19 protein-coding genes are annotated in these 16,985 nt (G+C 68.2%); 10 read left to right on the top strand and 9 right to left on the bottom strand.

What is annotated here, in order from left to right:
• Window positions 1–58: 58 nt before the first annotated feature.
• Together E0H50_RS18200 and E0H50_RS18195 are read right to left on the bottom strand one after the other, a co-directional pair.
• On the bottom strand, window positions 59–487 hold the full coding sequence (locus E0H50_RS18200) for a hypothetical protein (protein ID WP_131289791.1): 429 nt from the start codon (window positions 485–487) through the stop codon (window positions 59–61).
• Window positions 488–557: 70 nt separating this feature from the next.
• Entirely contained in the window at window positions 558–1,052 is a 495-nt protein-coding gene (locus E0H50_RS18195) for a hypothetical protein (protein ID WP_131289789.1), read from the bottom strand.
• A gap of 131 nt (window positions 1,053–1,183) precedes the next feature.
• Here E0H50_RS18195 and E0H50_RS18190 point away from each other — a divergent pair, with 131 nt between their 5' ends.
• Entirely contained in the window at window positions 1,184–3,490 is a 2,307-nt protein-coding gene (locus E0H50_RS18190; RefSeq protein WP_131289787.1) for an ATP-binding protein, read from the top strand.
• On the opposite strand, the gene E0H50_RS18185 is transcribed toward E0H50_RS18190, so the two are convergent.
• Together E0H50_RS18185 and E0H50_RS18180 are read right to left on the bottom strand one after the other, a co-directional pair.
• Complete coding sequence (locus E0H50_RS18185; RefSeq protein ID WP_131289785.1) at window positions 3,487–4,056, bottom strand: hypothetical protein; 570 nt, start codon at window positions 4,054–4,056, stop codon at window positions 3,487–3,489. The genes E0H50_RS18190 and E0H50_RS18185 overlap by 4 nt on opposite strands.
• Before the next feature lie 675 nt (window positions 4,057–4,731).
• Window positions 4,732–5,103, bottom strand: coding sequence for a hypothetical protein (locus E0H50_RS18180; RefSeq protein WP_131289783.1), 372 nt, complete (start codon window positions 5,101–5,103; stop codon window positions 4,732–4,734).
• Window positions 5,104–5,119: 16 nt separating this feature from the next.
• On the opposite strand from E0H50_RS18180, the gene E0H50_RS18175 reads away from it, so the two are divergent.
• On the top strand, window positions 5,120–6,844 hold the full coding sequence (locus E0H50_RS18175; protein ID WP_165547191.1) for a DUF2207 domain-containing protein: 1,725 nt from the start codon (window positions 5,120–5,122) through the stop codon (window positions 6,842–6,844).
• A 182-nt stretch (window positions 6,845–7,026) separates the two neighbouring features.
• Here the strand turns inward: E0H50_RS18175 and E0H50_RS18170 are convergent, their stop codons facing one another.
• From E0H50_RS18170 to E0H50_RS18155, 4 genes are read right to left on the bottom strand one after another with little or no spacing between them, the layout of a single operon-like run.
• On the bottom strand, window positions 7,027–7,602 hold the full coding sequence (locus E0H50_RS18170; RefSeq protein ID WP_131289780.1) for a hypothetical protein: 576 nt from the start codon (window positions 7,600–7,602) through the stop codon (window positions 7,027–7,029).
• A 1-nt stretch (window position 7,603) separates the two neighbouring features.
• Window positions 7,604–8,554, bottom strand: coding sequence for a DUF6286 domain-containing Asp23/Gls24 family envelope stress response protein (locus E0H50_RS18165; protein WP_131289778.1), 951 nt, complete (start codon window positions 8,552–8,554; stop codon window positions 7,604–7,606).
• Window positions 8,541–8,723 carry a hypothetical protein gene (locus tag E0H50_RS18160; RefSeq protein WP_131289776.1) on the bottom strand — a complete coding sequence of 61 codons (183 nt, stop codon included), beginning with the start codon at window positions 8,721–8,723 and terminating at the stop codon, window positions 8,541–8,543. The genes E0H50_RS18165 and E0H50_RS18160 overlap by 14 nt, the downstream gene beginning before the upstream one ends.
• Window positions 8,724–8,752: 29 nt before the next feature.
• Complete coding sequence (locus E0H50_RS18155; RefSeq protein WP_131289774.1) at window positions 8,753–9,247, bottom strand: Asp23/Gls24 family envelope stress response protein; 495 nt, start codon at window positions 9,245–9,247, stop codon at window positions 8,753–8,755.
• A gap of 106 nt (window positions 9,248–9,353) precedes the next feature.
• Between E0H50_RS18155 and E0H50_RS18150 the strand changes: the two genes are divergently transcribed.
• The 6 genes from E0H50_RS18150 (at window position 9,354) to E0H50_RS18125 (ending at window position 14,320) form a co-directional block, all read left to right on the top strand.
• On the top strand, window positions 9,354–10,001 hold the full coding sequence (locus tag E0H50_RS18150; protein WP_202868198.1) for an RNA polymerase sigma factor: 648 nt from the start codon (window positions 9,354–9,356) through the stop codon (window positions 9,999–10,001).
• Complete coding sequence (locus E0H50_RS18145) at window positions 9,992–10,558, top strand: Asp23/Gls24 family envelope stress response protein (RefSeq protein ID WP_202868197.1); 567 nt, start codon at window positions 9,992–9,994, stop codon at window positions 10,556–10,558. Before E0H50_RS18150 ends, E0H50_RS18145 begins: the two co-directional genes overlap by 10 nt.
• Window positions 10,555–10,920 carry an Asp23/Gls24 family envelope stress response protein gene (locus tag E0H50_RS18140; RefSeq protein WP_131289772.1) on the top strand — a complete coding sequence of 122 codons (366 nt, stop codon included), beginning with the start codon at window positions 10,555–10,557 and terminating at the stop codon, window positions 10,918–10,920. The genes E0H50_RS18145 and E0H50_RS18140 overlap by 4 nt, the downstream gene beginning before the upstream one ends.
• Window positions 10,921–11,260: 340 nt before the next feature.
• Window positions 11,261–12,235, top strand: a complete 975-nt coding sequence (locus tag E0H50_RS18135; RefSeq protein WP_131289770.1) for an alpha/beta fold hydrolase — start codon at window positions 11,261–11,263, stop codon at window positions 12,233–12,235.
• A 41-nt stretch (window positions 12,236–12,276) separates the two neighbouring features.
• Window positions 12,277–13,653 (top strand): TrkH family potassium uptake protein, encoded by a 1,377-nt coding sequence (locus tag E0H50_RS18130; protein WP_238151045.1) that lies wholly within the window; start codon window positions 12,277–12,279, stop codon window positions 13,651–13,653.
• Window positions 13,646–14,320 carry a potassium channel family protein gene (locus E0H50_RS18125; RefSeq protein WP_202868196.1) on the top strand — a complete coding sequence of 225 codons (675 nt, stop codon included), beginning with the start codon at window positions 13,646–13,648 and terminating at the stop codon, window positions 14,318–14,320. The genes E0H50_RS18130 and E0H50_RS18125 overlap by 8 nt, the downstream gene beginning before the upstream one ends.
• 5 nt (window positions 14,321–14,325) lie before the next feature.
• Here E0H50_RS18125 and E0H50_RS18120 read toward each other — a convergent pair whose 3' ends face one another.
• On the bottom strand, window positions 14,326–14,730 hold the full coding sequence (locus E0H50_RS18120) for a hypothetical protein (protein WP_131289768.1): 405 nt from the start codon (window positions 14,728–14,730) through the stop codon (window positions 14,326–14,328).
• A 502-nt stretch (window positions 14,731–15,232) separates the two neighbouring features.
• Here E0H50_RS18120 and E0H50_RS18115 point away from each other — a divergent pair.
• Together E0H50_RS18115 and E0H50_RS18110 are read left to right on the top strand one after the other, a co-directional pair.
• Complete coding sequence (locus E0H50_RS18115; protein WP_131289766.1) at window positions 15,233–15,676, top strand: CBS domain-containing protein; 444 nt, start codon at window positions 15,233–15,235, stop codon at window positions 15,674–15,676.
• 19 nt (window positions 15,677–15,695) lie between these two features.
• On the top strand, window positions 15,696–16,985 hold the full coding sequence (locus E0H50_RS18110; RefSeq protein WP_131289764.1) for an ArsB/NhaD family transporter: 1,290 nt from the start codon (window positions 15,696–15,698) through the stop codon (window positions 16,983–16,985).

Below are 16,985 nucleotides of genomic sequence, written 5' to 3'. Positions count from 1 at the left end.
CAGGCGCGACGCCGTGACGTGCTCGATCACGTGAAGTTCTCGCCTTGCGGCCCCTGGATCAACGGCGGAAGGTTGTGGTCGTCCCGCAGCTGATCACTTTGCGTTGTGCCGGCCAGAACGACCAGCTACCGACGCAGGACTTCATCGCATAGCGGGCGCCCTCTCCGGCATTGACATTGGCACAGGTACCTTCGCCCCGCCCGTTGTGTTCCCAGATCAAGGTCCGCCGTTCGTAGTGACCCTCGGGCCAGACCACAGTGACCGCGCTGTTGCCGTCGGTCTTCTCGTCCACAGCACAGGCGTTGTTGGTGGAGTCGAAGTAGCGAGCCGCCGTGGCGACTGAGCCGTGACCAGCCTCGATGCACTTGTTCGGATCTGGATTCACCCAGGTTTGGGTCCAGCACTTCGCCGATTCGTACGACGCGGCGTTCGCCGATGTCGTCGCCACGGACAGCAGCAAGCCCAAGGCGCCGACCACAGCCGCCACTCCCTTCATCATCACCTTCTCGATCTCCTCTCGCCTTCTGGCCTGGGCGCGGATCTGTCCGGCGCTGGGGTCAGCGGTTCGGGTTCCACTTCCAGTCGCTCTGGGCGTTGTCGTTCGGCGACGTGTTGCAGCCGTCCTTGCCTTCGCACTCCCGGACGATGACTCGTGCCGCGCCGATTGTCTCGGAGCTGTAGACCCGGAAGTCACCGTGATCGACATCGCCGTCGCTGCAGCCCGACGTGTCCGCGATGGGCGTGCGCTTCCACTCGCTGAACCCGTTGCCGAGACGCGTCTGGTACCAGATGTACGCACCTGCGCCGTCGCCTCCGCTGAGGCAGATGTCGGCAACCCGCGCGACGTGGATCGTGAACGACTTGGCGCCGTGCCAGGCGATCCGGCCGCCGGCCTCCGCATGGCCTGCGAACTCCCCGCCGTTCTGCGACTTGATCGCGAAGCCCGGCCCTTCCGGTACGTCCGGAGTGTCTGCCGCGGTGGCTGCCGTCCCGGCCGCGACCAGGCCGGACACCCCGATGGTCCCGGCAACCAGCAATGACGCGATCCTCATCATTTCCTCCAGATGGATGACTCGTGCCGGGTGGTCCCGGCCGGATGAGCATGCCGCCGTCGTGCCGGTCCGATCAGCCGAACTGATCGAATCCGATCACCTGCGGCCGCCGGACTTGCTAGCGTGCCGCCATGGAATCCGGCCGCGAGCCTCCCCGACCGGGCTCGGTGCGCACGTACGACGACCTCGCCGAGCGTCTTCGAGCGCTCAGATCGTGGGCCGGGGTGTCGTACCGCGAGGCGCACCGGCGGACGGTCCGCGACCGGACGGCCCGCGGTGTGTACGAGATCCCCGCGTATGCCACCGTCTACCACTGCTTCCAGCCTGGCCGGAGCCGGATCGACCCGGAGCTCGTGGTCGACATCGTTCGCGCGCTGGTCGGGGACGACGCAGCGGCGGCCGAGTGGAGGCAGGTGTGCCAGGTGGTCGACCAGCGCGCCGCCGAGGCGTCCGTCGTGGACGTGGCAACCCAGCTCCCGGCCGACCTGCCGCATTTCACCGGCCGCCGAGATGAGCTGAACCAGGTACCGGCCGACACCGAGTCCGGGCTGGTGACGATCCACGGAATGGCGGGCGCCGGCAAGACGACCCTCGCCACCCACATCGCCCAGCGACTGGCGCCAGGGACGCGCCTGTTCGTCGACCTGCGCGGCTACGACCCCGATCGACCACCGGCAGACCCGGCGGCCGTACTAGGTGCCTTTCTCCGCCGGCTCGGTGTGCGCGGCAGCGAGATCGCGCCGCTCGACCTCACACGGCGTACCGCGATGTACCGCGCCCTGCTTGCCCGTTCGCGGGCGCTGGTGCTGCTCGACAACGCCGGCAGCGAGGACCAGGTGGCGCCGCTGCTGACCGACGCTGACGGCTGTCTGACCCTGGTGACGAGCCGTCGGCGCCTCCAGCTGCCGGGTATCACCCAGGAGATCACGCTGGAGCCGTTCGCTCCGGCGGAATCGGTCGAGCTGCTGCGCCGGACCGCCACCGGCCAGGTCGACGCCGCGCCTGAGCTGGCCGCCCGGATCGCGGACCTGTGTGGCCATCTTCCGCTGGCGGTCGCACTCATCGCAGGCTGGATGGACAACCGACCGGACTGGACGCTGTCGGACCACCTCGATCGACTCGCAGACAGACGCGGCAGCCTCCGCCTCGACAACGCTGTCGAGGTCGCTCTGGCTGCGTCGTACGAGCGGCTGCCGGAGGACGACCAGCGGCTGCTGCGACTGCTGTCTCTTCATCCTGGCCCGGACCTGGACGCGTGCGCCGCGGCCGCGCTCACCGGCGGTGAGCTCAGCAATACGACTGCCACGCTCGACCGCCTGGTGTCCGCCAGTGTGCTGCGGCAGCCGGCGACCGGCCGGTTCGCGATGCACGACCTGGTCCGGATCTTCGCCTCGGACCGGGCTCGCGAGGAAGTGCGGCCAGCCGCACGGCGCTCCGCACTGGTCAAGCTCTACGACCACTACCGCCGTACGGCGAAGTGCGCGCTCGTGCACTACGCGCCGCAGGACCGCCACCGCCATCCGGAGGTGCCGGATCCGGGAACCCCCACGCCGCCGGTCGCCGACCGTGACAGCGCGGCTGCCTGGCTGGAGGCGGAGAGGGCGAACCTGCTGGCGATCGCCAGCCACGCCGGCAACAACGGTTCGGCTCAGCATGCCGTCGACCTGTCCGTCCTGCTGTTCCGCTTCCTCGACGATGCGGGGCACCACCAGGACGCCGCGAACCTGCACGAACTGGCGGCCAGGGTCGCGGCGCCACCCGGGCGAGCCCGCGCGCTGATCAACCTCGGAACCGCGTGCTGGCGGCTCGGCCGGTATGACGAGGCGCTGCAGCACAACCAGGATGCCCTGGTGATCCACCGGGAACAGGGCGACCGGATCGGCGAGGGGATCGCCCTGACCAACCTGGCTGTCAGCTACGGACGACTCGACCGGCTGCCGGAGGCGATCGAGCACTACCGATCCGCGATCGACATCCTGGCCACGACCGACGACCGGGTCACCGAAGGCGTGGCGCTCGGCAACCTCGGGTACGCGCTGGAGCGCAGCGGCCGGCTCGACGAGGCGCTCGAGCAGAACCTCAGGCACCTGCAACTGGCGAGGCGAATCGGCGACCGGGTAGCCCAGGGTGTTGCCCTCGGCAACGTCGGCAGCGTGTACCAGCGGCTGGGACGGCTCGACGAGGCACGGCAGCACCACGAGCAGGCCCTGGCGCTCGCCCGCGAGACCGGATATCGACTAGGCGAACTGTCGATCCTCAACGAACTCGGGGCGGACCTGCACCTGCTCGGCCGATTCGATCCCGCCCTGGAGACCTACCGCCGCGCCGAGTCCCTGGCCGACGAGCTCGACAATCCTGGCGAGCTGAGCAGTGCCCGCGCCGGGATCGAGCAGTGCCGGCAGGCCTTGGCCTCCCGGACCTCCGACTCAGGACGCTAGGACGGGAAGCAGCGCTTGGCCGGTTTGCCGTGCGGCGGATACTCCCTGGGCCGGCGGTCAGTGAACTGCTTCTCGGTCGGGTGCACCCGATGATCGGCGTAGCTGTAGTAGGCCAGCCGGGCGTAGATGCGGCCGTTCCACTCCCAGTACTGCGTGCCGGGCACGTACACGGTGCCGTCGGTCGGCCGGCGGAAATGCGGATAGCCGATGAACATCCGGCCGACGCCGTCGGTACCCAGGTACTTCCCGTCGAGCTTGCAGTTACGGACGGTCGCCCGCCACCAGCCCGCCCACTCGTAACGGTCCTCGTCCGGGTAGTACCAGCCGGTCCGACCGAGGTCTCCGACGGTCTGACCGCAGAACGCGCGGACCGTACCGTCCGACTCGACGCGCTCCGGCCCGCAGGCCTCGTACGCCTCGGCAGCCTGCACAGCCTGCACAGCCTCCCTGGACTCGGGCGCCACCCGGGCCACGGCCGTCGTACCCGGCCCCGGAACCAGCACCGCCAGCATCGCGGTAGCCGCGGCCAAGTGCAGGACGCGCCGAACGTGCTGTCTCGCAAACATCAAAGCTCCCCCGTAAGTCGACTGCGCGAGCCCGCCAGATCCTAATGGCTCGCGGGGCCAGCGGTCTGGTCAGCTCAAACCGACGCGGACGTCATGTCACGCACGGCCTCACCCGGCTCGCGGCACGTACTCTTCGGCGAACCAGCGCATTGAGTCAGCTCGACCGGTGTGGCTGCCGTTGTGATGCAGCGCTCGCAGCTTCAGGCAAAGTCCGTCGCTCGCAACGACTCGCCGCTGCCGGCGATCAGTGACTGCACCACTCGATTCGCCCGGTAACGGCCGCCTGTCGACGAGGGTGACGACTACGGCCGCCAGGTGGAATTCAGCGGGTTCGGGGGTAGTGCATGGGAGTCCCCGGTCGGTGGTAGTGGCTGGCGGCAACTGGGTGCGGCTCCTACTGTCGTGGGATGCGAGCGGAGCGGATGCGGGCCGGAATACGGGTACCACCGTGCCGGACCTCGTCGAGTTCGCGGCAGCACCACTGGACAATTGGTTGTCTATAGCAACTTTAGGCGCCGCCTGATCAGTCAGACACACGTCCGAGTGCTCCGCCACCAGCCGCTCTCGTTCGCTGAACCGCATCCGCACCACAATCGACGCGGAGTCGTACTGACGGGCCACGAGCCGACCACCAAGGCGATCGACCCACCGGGGGGCGAGCGGTATGCGGCTTAGTCAGCAGGCGTAGGACTTGGCCCAGCGGTAGGCGTCCCTGGCCTTGGTGTCGTGGCCCCAGAACGCGCCGTAGTAGCAGAGGATCGTCCAGGTCTGGGCGCCGACCCAGCCGTCGATCTTCGTGTTCGGATGGTTCGCGGCGCGGGCGGAGTTGCTGATGGACAACACGTTGGCCAGGCTCTGGATCGCCTTCACACAGGAGCCGGTGCCGCCCAGGCCGTAGATGTTCTGCCGGCAGGAGGCGGTAGCTGCCGAGGCCGGTCCGGCGACGACGGAACCGCCGAACAGAACCGTGAAAGCGACCAGGCTGCTGGGGTGATGGGCCCCTGGGACTGGAAGGATGGTGGACCGTCCGTGCCACCGGGGGGTCACGAAAGGACGTACGACGATGGCGGGTTCGATCGCGAGGCGCAGGAAGAAGGACGCCCTCTGGCTGGTCGCGGGTGTCCTGCTGATCGGCCTGGTCGGGCTGCTTGTCGGGCTCTTCGCACAGACAGGAGAGCAGGTCGCGCGGATGTGGGTCGGGGCCGAGGTGCGCCCGGACGGAAGCGCGCGGATCACCGAGGTCATCGACTACGACTTCGCCGGCAAGGACAAGCACGGGATCTACCGGACCGTGCCACTGGACAAGCGCGGCGATCTGCGGGACGTCTCGATCACGATGGACGGTGCGAAGGTCCCGTTCCGGCTCAACGGGTCCCTCGTCACCAAGATGGTGATCGGCGACCCGGCGTCGACCGTGACAGGCACACACCGGTACCGGATCGAGTACACCCTGCAGACGTTGGGAAAGTTTGAGCGGCTGGCCTGGGACGCCGTAGGTACCGAGTGGGAGGTGCCGATCAGGCGGGTGGAGGTGCACGTCGCCACGCCGTACGCGCTGCGGTCGGTGCTGTGCAACGCCGGTTCGTACGGTTCGGGAGATCCGTGCGCGACGATGCAACAACCCCGGCCGGGACAGTTGGATGCCGGCCACGGTGGCCTGGACAAGGGACAGGGCTTGACCGTGTACGGCACATTCACGGAGGCCAGTGGTGGCGGTGCCACACTGCCTGTGCCACCGACTGGACCGGCGCCCGCCGAGCCTGACGGGCACCTGGTACAGGGCTGGTTGTGGATCACGGGGATCGCTCTCCTGGCCGCGCTGGTGATCGCAGAACTCCTCCGGCTGGCGGGACGTCAGCGTGTCCAGGGCGGCCGCCGGATGGACCTGGGCAAGCTGGCCCGGACTGTTCGGCCCTCCCCCGTCCCCCCGGCCGAGCTCGGCCCGGCCCAAGGCGGCATCCTCCTGACCGGACAGGTGCGCAAGAACCATCTGGTCGCGTGGCTGCTCGGCGCCGCACTGGACGGCCACCTGCGCATCACCGGGGCGACCCGACCAGTACTGCGCAAAGCCCTCGAGGAGCCCGGCAACGCCGACGAACTGACCGAGCGAGTCGTCGGCACCCTGTTCGCCAGGAATCCGGACGTCTCGCTGCGCAAGTACAACAAGAATTTCGCCGAGGCCTGGCGCGAGTTGAAGAGTGGACTGAACGATTGGCGGCTGTCCGATGAGATGAAGCTGTGGGTGCCAGGTGCGGAGCGAGCGCGCCGCGTGGCCCTGATCGCCGGTGTGCTGGCCGGTGTCGCCGGTGTGATCCTCTTGATCTTCACGGCCGACGGCACGCTGGAGACGGGCACGGCCTGGCGCACGCCCACCGCCGTCGGCGCGGCACTGGCTGGTGGCGGTCTCGCGGCAGTACTGCGGTCCTGGGAGCTGCGGGCCCGTACGGCGCGTGGCTCGGAGCTGTGGTGCCAGGCCGAGGCGTACCGCCTCTATCTTGCCGGCCTTGAGGGGTGGGACGGCCGCGACGAGGACCTGCTCACCGCGTGGGCGGCCGGACTCGGCGAGACCACCGCCTGGACCATCGAAGCCGAACGGGCCACGAAGCAGGGCGGTTCGGCCCAGTATCACCATGACCGCTGGAAGTTGGGCCTATACCTGCCGATGGCCACCGACAGCGCCAGATCAGCCTCCGGCAGCTCCAGCGGGTCATCCTCCAGCAGCTACAGCGGAAGCTCCAGCAGCGGCGTCGGCGGCGGCTCCGGCGGCGGAGGCGGCGGCTCCTGGTGAACAGGACTCCACGCACGTTCTGGTACTCCAGCCGCGGATCGTCATCAGGGGCGGTGCCAGGATGGCGGCCTCGAGCACCGAGCAGCACCGGTCGAGACGAAGGCGTCCGCGATGCCCTCCGGCGTCAGGCGATCACCCTCGTAGTCGGTGTGCCGCCGCACGGCGTTCTTCGCTCGGCAGTCTCAGAGCACGCGCTGTTGGGTCGCTGTCTTGTCGGTACGGGCCACGTGGAGCACGATTCGGTGGCGGAGTTGCGGTAGGCCGAGAACCGCGGCGAGGTCCGACGCGGACTGGGTGACGAGCGGGTGGACCGCGTCCAGGTCGGCGCTCGGCTCGATGGTGCACTGGAGCTCCGCGACCAGCTCGCCGCGGTCTGCGACAACCCGCCCCGAGCTGTCCCGGATTTCCGGATGGCTCGTCAGGTCCCGTGCGGCAGCCGCGACGGCCGCGTGAGCATCGGCGACCAGGCGACCGTTCGGATCGGTGTCCGTGAGGGTGAAGCGACCGCTGATGCGTCGCGGCAGATGCCGCAGCAGCCACCACAGCCCGAGGAGGGCCAGCAACACGCCGCCGGTGCCAGTTGCCCACGGCCACCAACCGGTCCGTGTGTGGTCGGCTGGGCCGGACAGACTGATCCTGTCGGGTGCGCCGGGCAGTACGTCGTACCACCAGCTGACCGCCAGCGCCCCGGCCGCGATCAGTACGAGAGCGACTACGACGCCGACCGTCCGGTCCACGGCGATGACTCCACGTCTCATCTCAGTCCTCCCGGAGATCGATCCGAACGCGTGGACGTGGATCGATGCCGGCAAGCCGCCCGTCGATCGCTGCGCTGACATCGTCGGTTACCCGGTCCGGGTCACCGAAGGTCGTGACCCTGGCGCGGAGCCGCTTCCTCTTCGCGACGACGGACGTCGCCGTGACGGAATCCACCCGGCCGGCGCCGTCGGCTGCGAGCCGTGCGGTGTCCGCGGTCCGGAGCCAGACGATCGTGTCGGGGCCTTGCACCGCCAGATGCGTGCGTCGCCGTGGTTTGACGGCGAGGGCGAGCAGCATCAGACCGATGGCTACGGTCGCGATGCCGACAGGTCGCATCCAGCTCTCCGGTCGGAGTACGACGCTGCGCCCGAACCAGCTTCCCGGAATCACCTCGCCGTCCAGCAGCCCCACCGAACGCAACATCTCGGCTGTACCGACCGCGCCGAGTCCGATCAGAGCCAGCGCCACCACAACTCCGACGTACGCAACCGCCGGTGCCGCAGCCGGAGCCTTCGCTGCCGACGGAGGGGTGTCCACGGCCTGCCCTGGCGATCGGTCGAGGGACTCCACTGCGGACAGGTCCACGTCAACGCGGTCAACGCCGAGACCTGTGAATCGTTCGACGTCGGCCGCGACGTTTCGTCGTACCTCGGCCGCGACTTCGTTCAACGGGACTCCGAAGGCCGCGGCGACCTGTACCTCGATCCGGACACGCTGCCCCGCGATCACCGCCCGGGCTTTCGGCAGGCCGCGCCCCAGCACGGCGTCCCGCCGTACCACCGCACCATGGTTGCGCGCCGTGATCTCGGCGATCCGCTCCACCGCCCGCTGGGCGATCTCGAGCCGTCCTCGATCGCCCCCGTGAACGACCGAGGACGGCCCGGGCGCAGGCGTCGAAACCGCCGGGGCGGCAGTCGGTACGCCGGCGCCGCCGTCGTCAGCCACGACCACGGCGCGAGATCAGGTCGTCCAGACCCTTCGTCCCGTCCGACAGGAACCGGCCGACCACGAAACCGACCGCGCCCAGCACGAGAGCGAGCAGGAAGCCGGCGAACCCACCGGCCGCAGCGGCGATCGCGATCAGCAGACCGGCGAACAGCCCAATCGTCGATGTAGTCACGTGGTTCCCTCTGCTCTCGTGGAGATCTGTCAGTGCACCCGGCGTTCAGCCGGGGCCTCGTCGGTGTCGTCGTCCTCGTCGTCGCCCTCGAGGTGCACGTCGCTGACGGCGATGTTGACCTCGGTGACCTCCAGGCCGGTCATCCGTTCGACCGCCGAGATCACGTTCCCGCGGATCGCGACGGCCAGGTCGGCGATGCTCACGCCGTACTCCGCGACCAGCTCGATGTCGACCGCCGCCTGCTTCTCCCCGACCTCCACCGAAACGCCCTGCGACAGGTTCGTCCGCGAGCCGGGGATCCGATCCCGGAGCATGCCGACCGCCCGGGCCGCGCCGCCACCGAGCGCGTGCACGCCCTCGATCTCCCGGGTCGCGATACCGGCGATCTTCGACACCACCACGTCGGCGATGGTCGTCCTGCCGCCGGTCAGCTCGGTCGATCCGGTGCTGTCGGCAACGACATGACCGGAGCCACGCTTGGCAGCGGTCCGGCCGTCGGTCTTGGTCGTCACAGTATCGGTCATCGCCTGATGCCTTTCTCGTCAGCGGGTTGTGCCCGTACGCCGGTTGGACAACAGCACGACCGAAATCGTCACGCGACCTGCAGCAGGTCTTCCGTACCAGCCAACCGTGACATACCTCACGTACTCGATCCGGGAGATCAGCGTGACGTCTGCGCACTCCGTGTCGTCCTCACATCATGAAGCACCAGGAGTCGCGATGAGCGGCGGCACCACGGCGCTGGTGGAACTCGACGAGGCAACGCTGGTCGCCCGGGCGCGCGACCGCGACCCGGCGTCCTTCGAGCTGCTGGTACGGCGCTACCAGCGGCGCATCTACACGCTCTGTCTGCGGATGCTCAACGGCGCCAGCGGCGAGGCCGAAGACATCGCCCAGGAAACGTTCGTCACGGCGTGGCGCCGATTGCCTGAGATCCAGAACGACGCAGCGTTCGGCGGCTGGCTCTACCGAACCGCGACGAACAAGTGCCTTACCGTTCTCCAGCGGCGCCGGCCCACCGTCGACCTGGATGAGGATCATCCGGCGGCCGACGGCGACCCGGCGCGGACGGCAGGCACCAGCGCTGCGATGAGCGCGTTGTCCGAGGCACTGCGACAGCTCCCACCGCAGCAACGAGCCTGCTGGCTGCTGCGCGAGGTTCACGGCCGCTCGTACCACGAGATCGCCGAGTTGGTCGGTACGACGCCCACCGCGGTACGAGGACGAATAGCCAGAGCCCGCGCCGAGCTCGCGGAGGTGATGAAGCCATGGAGATGACACCCGGCAACCCGGTGACCGACCTGCACCCGCTAGCCTGCGGGCGCACCGTGGAAGACGTCTGGGACGATCTCGACAGCGGTAGAACGACCGCGCATCTCAAGGACTGCCCACACTGCCGGACGGCGCGCGCCAGCCTCGGGCAACTCGCCGACGCCACCGCGTTCCTGATCGACGACCCGGCCGAGGTTCCGGCCGGGCTGCTGGACCGCGTCATGTCGGCGGTCCGCGCGGACTTGAGTCTCGGCCGGACGCTCGCGCTTCCGACGGGCGCAGCGCAGGTCGACCTGTCAGTTTCGGCGCTGGCTGCAGTACTGCGCTACGCGGTCGACGGAGTCGCCGGGATCAGAGCCAGGCACTGCCGAATCGAGCTGGTGACCGACCAGCCCGACACCTTGACGGTGTCGATGACCGTCGCGCTGAGGTACGGCTCCGGGCGGGTCGCCGCGCTCGAGCTCGCCCGGGAACGGGTCGTGTCGGCGGTTCGTGCCCAGGCCGGCTTCGAGGTCGCTGAACTCGATTTCGAGATCGTCGACGTCTGGACGGATCAGCAATGAGTCAGGCCGAGCCTGAGATGCAACGGATTGCGGAGGTCGCTGCCGCGGCAGCCCGCGCAGTCCCGGGGGTGATCCGCCTACAGCCGGGGCTCGTCGGGCTCGTCAAACAGATCGCAGCCCAGGCCTGGCAACGCGGCACCGGCAAGCCGGTCGTAGACGTCGCCGGCGTCGATGTCGACCTGCATCCCGAAGGCTCCGTCCGCATCGACGTCCGCGTCGTCTCGGCCTTGAACCACCACGCGACCGACGTCGGCGCCGATGTACACACCGCCATCACCGCCGCTGTCGAAGCAACCACCGGCGAGATTCCTCACGTCCGCGTCCGCATCGTCGAGATCGATCTGGAACCACACCACCTCTGATCCCCACAACTGCGATCAGACCAAGTGGGCGGGATGCGCGTAAGCACATCCCGCCCGCTCACTCAGGATCGGCTGGAGCTGTATCTTTTTGGGTCCTGCAGGGAGACGAACGCCTCCGAAGACAGGATGTGCTCGCTGCTCGTCCGAGGCGGATGCGCGCGGCTCGCTTCGAGGTAACAACTGTGACACTGCCGCCACCAGGCACGCGGCGTTCGCGGATGGATGCCGAGTCAGACCCAGCAGTAGGTAGTCGACGAGTTGGACAAGCGGTTGGTGTCGTCGAGCGCAGAGCGGCGGCGAGTTCGACTCAAGCCCCTCTCGGCGGGCGTAGCCTGGGGTAGTGCAGTACACCGACTGGGGTGAGCGCGCGGCTCGCTGGTCCGGAATTCGCAGCGAGACAGTCGATGTGCACGGCACGAAGGTGCACTACCTGGTAACTGATCAGACGCGGACGTCAGAAGCGCCGGTTCACCTGCTCGTTCCCAACCCGGCCAACAGCGCCTCGAACTGGCTGGATGTACTCGCGGAACTGCGACCACGCGCACACGCGATCGCGGTAGACCTGCCCGGCACGATCGCCGGCCACACCGCGCTGCCGAACCGGCGCGCGGCCGGCGTCGAAGCCAACGCGCTGTTCCTGCTCGATTTCGCTGAGGCACTCGAGCTCGATCGAGTCGTGGTTCACGGCTGGTCCGCGGGCGGGATGATTGCACTGCTGTTCGCCGACCAGGCACCCGAACGGGTCCGCGGGCTCGTGTTGGTGGATCCGGCACTGCCTCCCCCGCTGAGCGACGGCGAGGCGCGGATGTGGCAAACCCTCGGCAGGGCGGGGTTGGCCATCGTCGCTCCGGTCGCCCTTGTGCTGCTGCGCGTTTCGGGGCGGCGCCTCCTCGCAGCGCAGCTGCGGGTCCTGGACGATCCCGCGTCGATTGCGGGCAGAAGATGGAATACGGGCGGTGACCTGACGAGAATGTCGCCGGAAATCGCCGGTCTTCTGCGGGAAGAGATGTCGGCGGTCGAGCCGACCCGTTTGGGAGGCGCGGTCACGGTGTACGCCTCGCTGATGTCGCTGATGTTCGTCCGGCGGCGACCCGTGCTCCACGCGATGCGCCGGGTCGCGTCGCCGACTCTCCTTGTCTGCGGCGATGAGGATCGCCTCATCCCCCGGGCGTCGATCGATGACTGGACGGCGCAGCGGCCCGACTGGAACCTGGTGGTCCTCCACCGCGTGGGTCACGCGCCACCGTTCGAAGTCCCCGCCGATTACGCCCGCACGGTCATCGACTGGTGCGGTCCACGGGTTCACGACCGGTAGAGCCACAGGGCGGTCACCGTTGCGTGGCATGATGTGGCGCGATGACCGAAGGACAGGTGGCCCGGCGCTCGCGACGCGGGAGGGACGCGATCAACTGGCGCCACCCGGGCCGGGTGGTCGTGGCCGGTTTCGCAGTGGGGACCGCGATCGGGACTGCCCTTCTCATGCTCCCGTTCGCCACCGCGAGCGGCGAAGCAACCGATCTGCTGACAGCGTGGTTCACCGCCGTCTCGGCAATCTGCGTCACGGGGCTGGTCGTGGTCGACACACCGACGTACTGGTCGGGATTCGGCGAAGGGGTCATCTTGGGGTTGATCCAGATCGGCGGGCTCGGCGTGATGACGCTGGCCTCGGTGCTCGCGCTCCTGGTCGCGCGCCGGCTCGGCATGCGGATGCAGCTGTTCGCGCAGACGGAGACCAAGGCGCTCGGGCTCGGTGACGTACGCCGGGTGGTCGCCGGCGTGATCCGCCTGAGTCTGACGATGGAGGCCGCCGTCGCTGTGTTGCTCGCCGTACGCTTCGCCTGGCGGTACGACGAACCGTTCTGGGACGCGGTCTATCTGGGGGTGTTTCACGCGATCTCGGCGTACAACAACGCCGGCTTCGCGCTGTACAGCGACAGCCTGATCAGCTTCGCCACGGATCCGTTCATCCTGGTGCCCATCATCGTCGCGGTGGTTGTCGGAGGCCTGGGCTTCCCGGTCATCAGCGAGTTGCTCCGACGACGCCTGCGCCGCGGCAAGCCGTGGTCGTTACACACGCGCGTGACGGTGCTGACGTACGGCGCGCTGCTCGTGGTCGGCTCCGTTGCGGTGACATTGACCGAGTGGTGGAACCCCAAGACCCTCGGCCCGCTCGACCTGCACCACAAACTCCTGGTCGGCCTGTCGCACGGCGTCATGCCTCGTACGGCGGGCTTCAACAGCCTCGACCTCGCGCATTTCGAGCCGACCACACTGCTGATCAACGACGTGCTCATGTTCATCGGCGGCGGCAGTGCCGGAACAGCCGGTGGAATCAAGGTCGGCACCTTCGCCCTGCTGGCGTTCGTGATCCTGGCCGAGATCCGCGGTCAACCGACTGTTCATGTGTTGGGGCGCCGGCTGCCGGCCGATGCACAGCGCCAGGCTCTGACCGTGGCGCTGCTGGCCGTTGGCGTGGTGATGACTGCGACGGTCGCGCTGCTGGCTGTGTCGTCGTTCGCTCTCGACCAGGTGCTGTTCGAGGTGATCTCGGCCTTCGGTACGGTCGGCCTGTCGACCGGGATCACCGCGAAGATCCCGGCGGTCGGCCAGCTCATCCTGATCGCGCTGATGTTCATCGGCCGGCTCGGGCCGATCACCATGGCCTCGGCGCTGGCGCTGCGTGAGCGCCCGCGCCGCTACGAACTACCAGAGGAGCGACCAGTCGTTGGCTGACAGACAGCGCCCCACAACCCGTACACGCGTGGTCGTCATCGGGCTCGGCCGATTCGGCGGCGCCCTGGCGCGTGAGCTGGCTCGCCGGGGCCACGAGATCCTCGGTGTCGACGCCGATCCGCGGCGAGTTCAGGCGCTCGCCGACGACCTGACCAACTGCGTGGTGGCCGACACCACTGACGAAGAGGCTCTGCGGCAGCTCGACGTACCCGGCTTCGAGCGAGCAGTGGTGGGGATCGGCACCAACCTCGAGGCCAGCATCCTGACCACCTCCTTGCTGGTCGACTTCGGCATTCCGAAGATCTGGGCGAAGGCGCTCAATCAGCAGCAGGCCAGGATTCTCGAGCGCGTCGGCGCGCACCACGTCGTACGCCCTGAACACGACATGGGAATGCGGGTCGCGCATCTGGTCACCGGCCGGATGCTCGACTTCATCGAGTTCGACGACGACTACGCGATCGTCAAGACGACCGTGCCCCGGGAAGCCGACGGTCTGCCGCTCGGCCAGAGCAGGCTGCGCAGCAAGTACGACGTGACCGTGGTCGGGGTCAAGCGTCCGGGCGAAGGGTTCACCTACGCGACCGCCGAGACGGTCGTTCATCGGGGCGACGTCATGATCGTGGCCGGGAAGACCGCAGCCGTCGAGCGAGTCGCCGACCTGGACTGATGACGTCAGCGGGAGAGCATCAGGTCGACGAGCAGCGCGAGAGGAATCATCGCGGCTCCGGTGACGAACGAGACGACCACGACCTTGATCGGCCGCCGTTGTGGCACGAGGCCCGCGGCCCCACGACCGAGCGGCACCCGCGGCGTGGCGTAGTAGACGGTCCGCGGCTCGTTGCCGATCGCAACAGACAGGCGAGCCTTGCCGGTCCGGAGACAGCCGAGCTGCGAGTACAACTGCAGGTCGTAGGAGCCCGGCGGCAACCGCAACTCGTTGGCGCCGCGACCCAGCGAATAGCGCAGTCCTCCGCCGAAGTCGGCGTACATCACGTATGTGTGGTACCTGGCTCGGAGCGGCTTCGACGCGATGACGGTCACCGGAACCAGTGACGGCTGCTCCTCCGGGAGAATCACAACCGCGACGCTACAGTCCACCCGGTCCGTTACTCCAAGGAGGATTGGGGCCGACCCGGGGTCGTTCAGCATCAGTCGTCGGCGTGGTGATGCGCGCGGATCGTGGTCGGGGCGGTTCATCAACACCTCACGCAGGCGGAAGCCGGTCTGGCCGTCACGGGGGGAACGGCCAGACCGCGCGGGTCGAAAGTAGCGGCTGCCAACCCTCCCCAGCAAGGCCCTCGCTACGGCAGTCATCTTCGGCGGGGACCGCGACCCATCTCTTCATGAGATCGACCTGTGTGAACAGCCGGAGGCGCGGCGGCGTTGGAAGGTTGTTTGCATCGGGCGGGCGGATAGGAGAGGGTGAGATTCGGAGCGCCGGGAAGTCTGGTCGGCAGCGCCCGCCCCCTGGCCTGGGGTGCGGGCCGGTCGACGACCCCGGGAGGCTTCGTGACGTTGCAGGTCCCGAGTTGCCCCGATGCCGTCTGCGCCCTCCACCCGGTCCGAGTACTGTGGGAATGTGCACGCCGATCAGATGGCCGAGGACTTTCCGGTCGTCACCCTGGATTCCGATGCCCGCGACGCCGTGAAGCTGCTCGCGGAGCGTCGCTTGCCGGGGCTCATCGTGGTGGATGCCAAGGGACAGCCGACGTCGGTGCTCGGAGCGTCACAGGTCGTTCGCTTCCTGGTGCCGAGCTACGTGCAGGACGACCCGTCGCTGGCCCGGGTGGTCGACGAGACGCTGGCCGATCGGGTCGCCGACAAGCTGGGGAATCTGACTGTCCGCAAGCTGCTGCCATCGGATCCGGCGGAGCTCCCGGTGGTGAATCACGACGACACGGTCCTCGAGGTGGCTGCGATCATGGCCCGGCTGCGGTGCCCGTTGGTCGCGGTGATGAAGGACAAGGAAGTCGTCGGCGCCATCACCGCCTCCCGCCTGCTCGAACTGGTGATGCCGCACTGACGATCGGGCCGATCGTCGCATGACCGTCATCGCGCTCGTCGTCTTCGTCGCCGCCTACGTCCTGATCGCGACCGAGTGGACGCACAAACTGCTGGCCGCGCTCGGCGGCGCCGCCGTCCTGCTGGCGCTCGGCGTCACCGATTCCGAGCACGCGTTCTACTCCCACGAGACGGGCATCGACTGGGACGTCGTCTTCCTGCTCCTCGGGATGATGATCATCGTCGGCATCCTGCGCCGTACGGGCGTTTTCGAGTACGTCGCGATCTGGGCCGCGAAGCGGGCGAAGGGCTCGCCTCTGCGGGTGATGATCCTGCTGACCCTGATCACGGCCGTCGCCTCGTCGTTCCTGGACAACGTGACCACAGTGCTCCTGATCGCGCCGGTCACGCTACTGGTCTGCGACCGGCTCGGCATCAACCCGGTGCCGTTCCTGATCGCAGAGGTGATGGCATCGAACATCGGCGGTGCCGCCACCCTGATCGGTGATCCGCCGAACATCATCATCGCCAGCCGGTCCGGCCTCACGTTCAACGATTTCCTGATCCATCTCGCCCCGCTGGTCGTGATCGAGCTGATCGTCTTCACGCTCGTGCTGCCGCGACTGTTCAAGGGTTCGTTCGCGGCCGACCCGGAACGCGTGGACGACGTGATGCGCCTCAACGAACGCGAGGCGATCCACGACCGCACACTGCTGATCAAGTCCGGCGCGGTACTGCTCCTCGTGTTCACCGGGTTCATCGGTCACTCGGCCTTCCACATCGAACCGTCGATCGTCGCCCTGCTCGGCGCCGGCCTGCTGGTCCTGATCTCGAAGGTCCCGACCCGCGACTACATGTCCAGCGTGGAATGGCAGACACTGCTCTTCTTCGCGGGTCTCTTCGTGATGGTGGGCGCACTCGTCAAGACCGGTCTGATCGCCGACCTGGCGGGCTGGGTCGGCGACATCACCAACGGCAAGCCGCTGCTGGCCACGATGCTGATCCTGGTCGTCTCGGCGGTCCTGTCCGGGATCGTCGACAACATCCCGTACGTCGCCACGATGAGCCCGGTCGTCCTGGAACTGACCAAGACCATGAGCGACCCAGCCCACGTGCACGCGCTGTGGTGGGCCCTCGCCGCGGGCGCGGACTTCGGCGGCAACGCGACCGCCGTCGGCGCCAGCGCGAACGTCGTGGTCATCGGAATCGCACTGCGGGCCGGGAATCCGATCAGTTTCTGGGAGTTCACCCGCAAGGGCGTGGTGATGACCGCCATCACCATCGCCGTCGCCGCGCCGTACCTGTGGCTTCGGTACTTCGTTCTGGCCTGA

Origin of the sequence: Kribbella sindirgiensis (assembly GCF_004331435.1) — a bacterium.
Lineage (GTDB): Bacteria > Actinomycetota > Actinomycetes > Propionibacteriales > Kribbellaceae > Kribbella > Kribbella sindirgiensis.
This window is presented reverse-complemented; position numbering and strand designations above follow the sequence as displayed.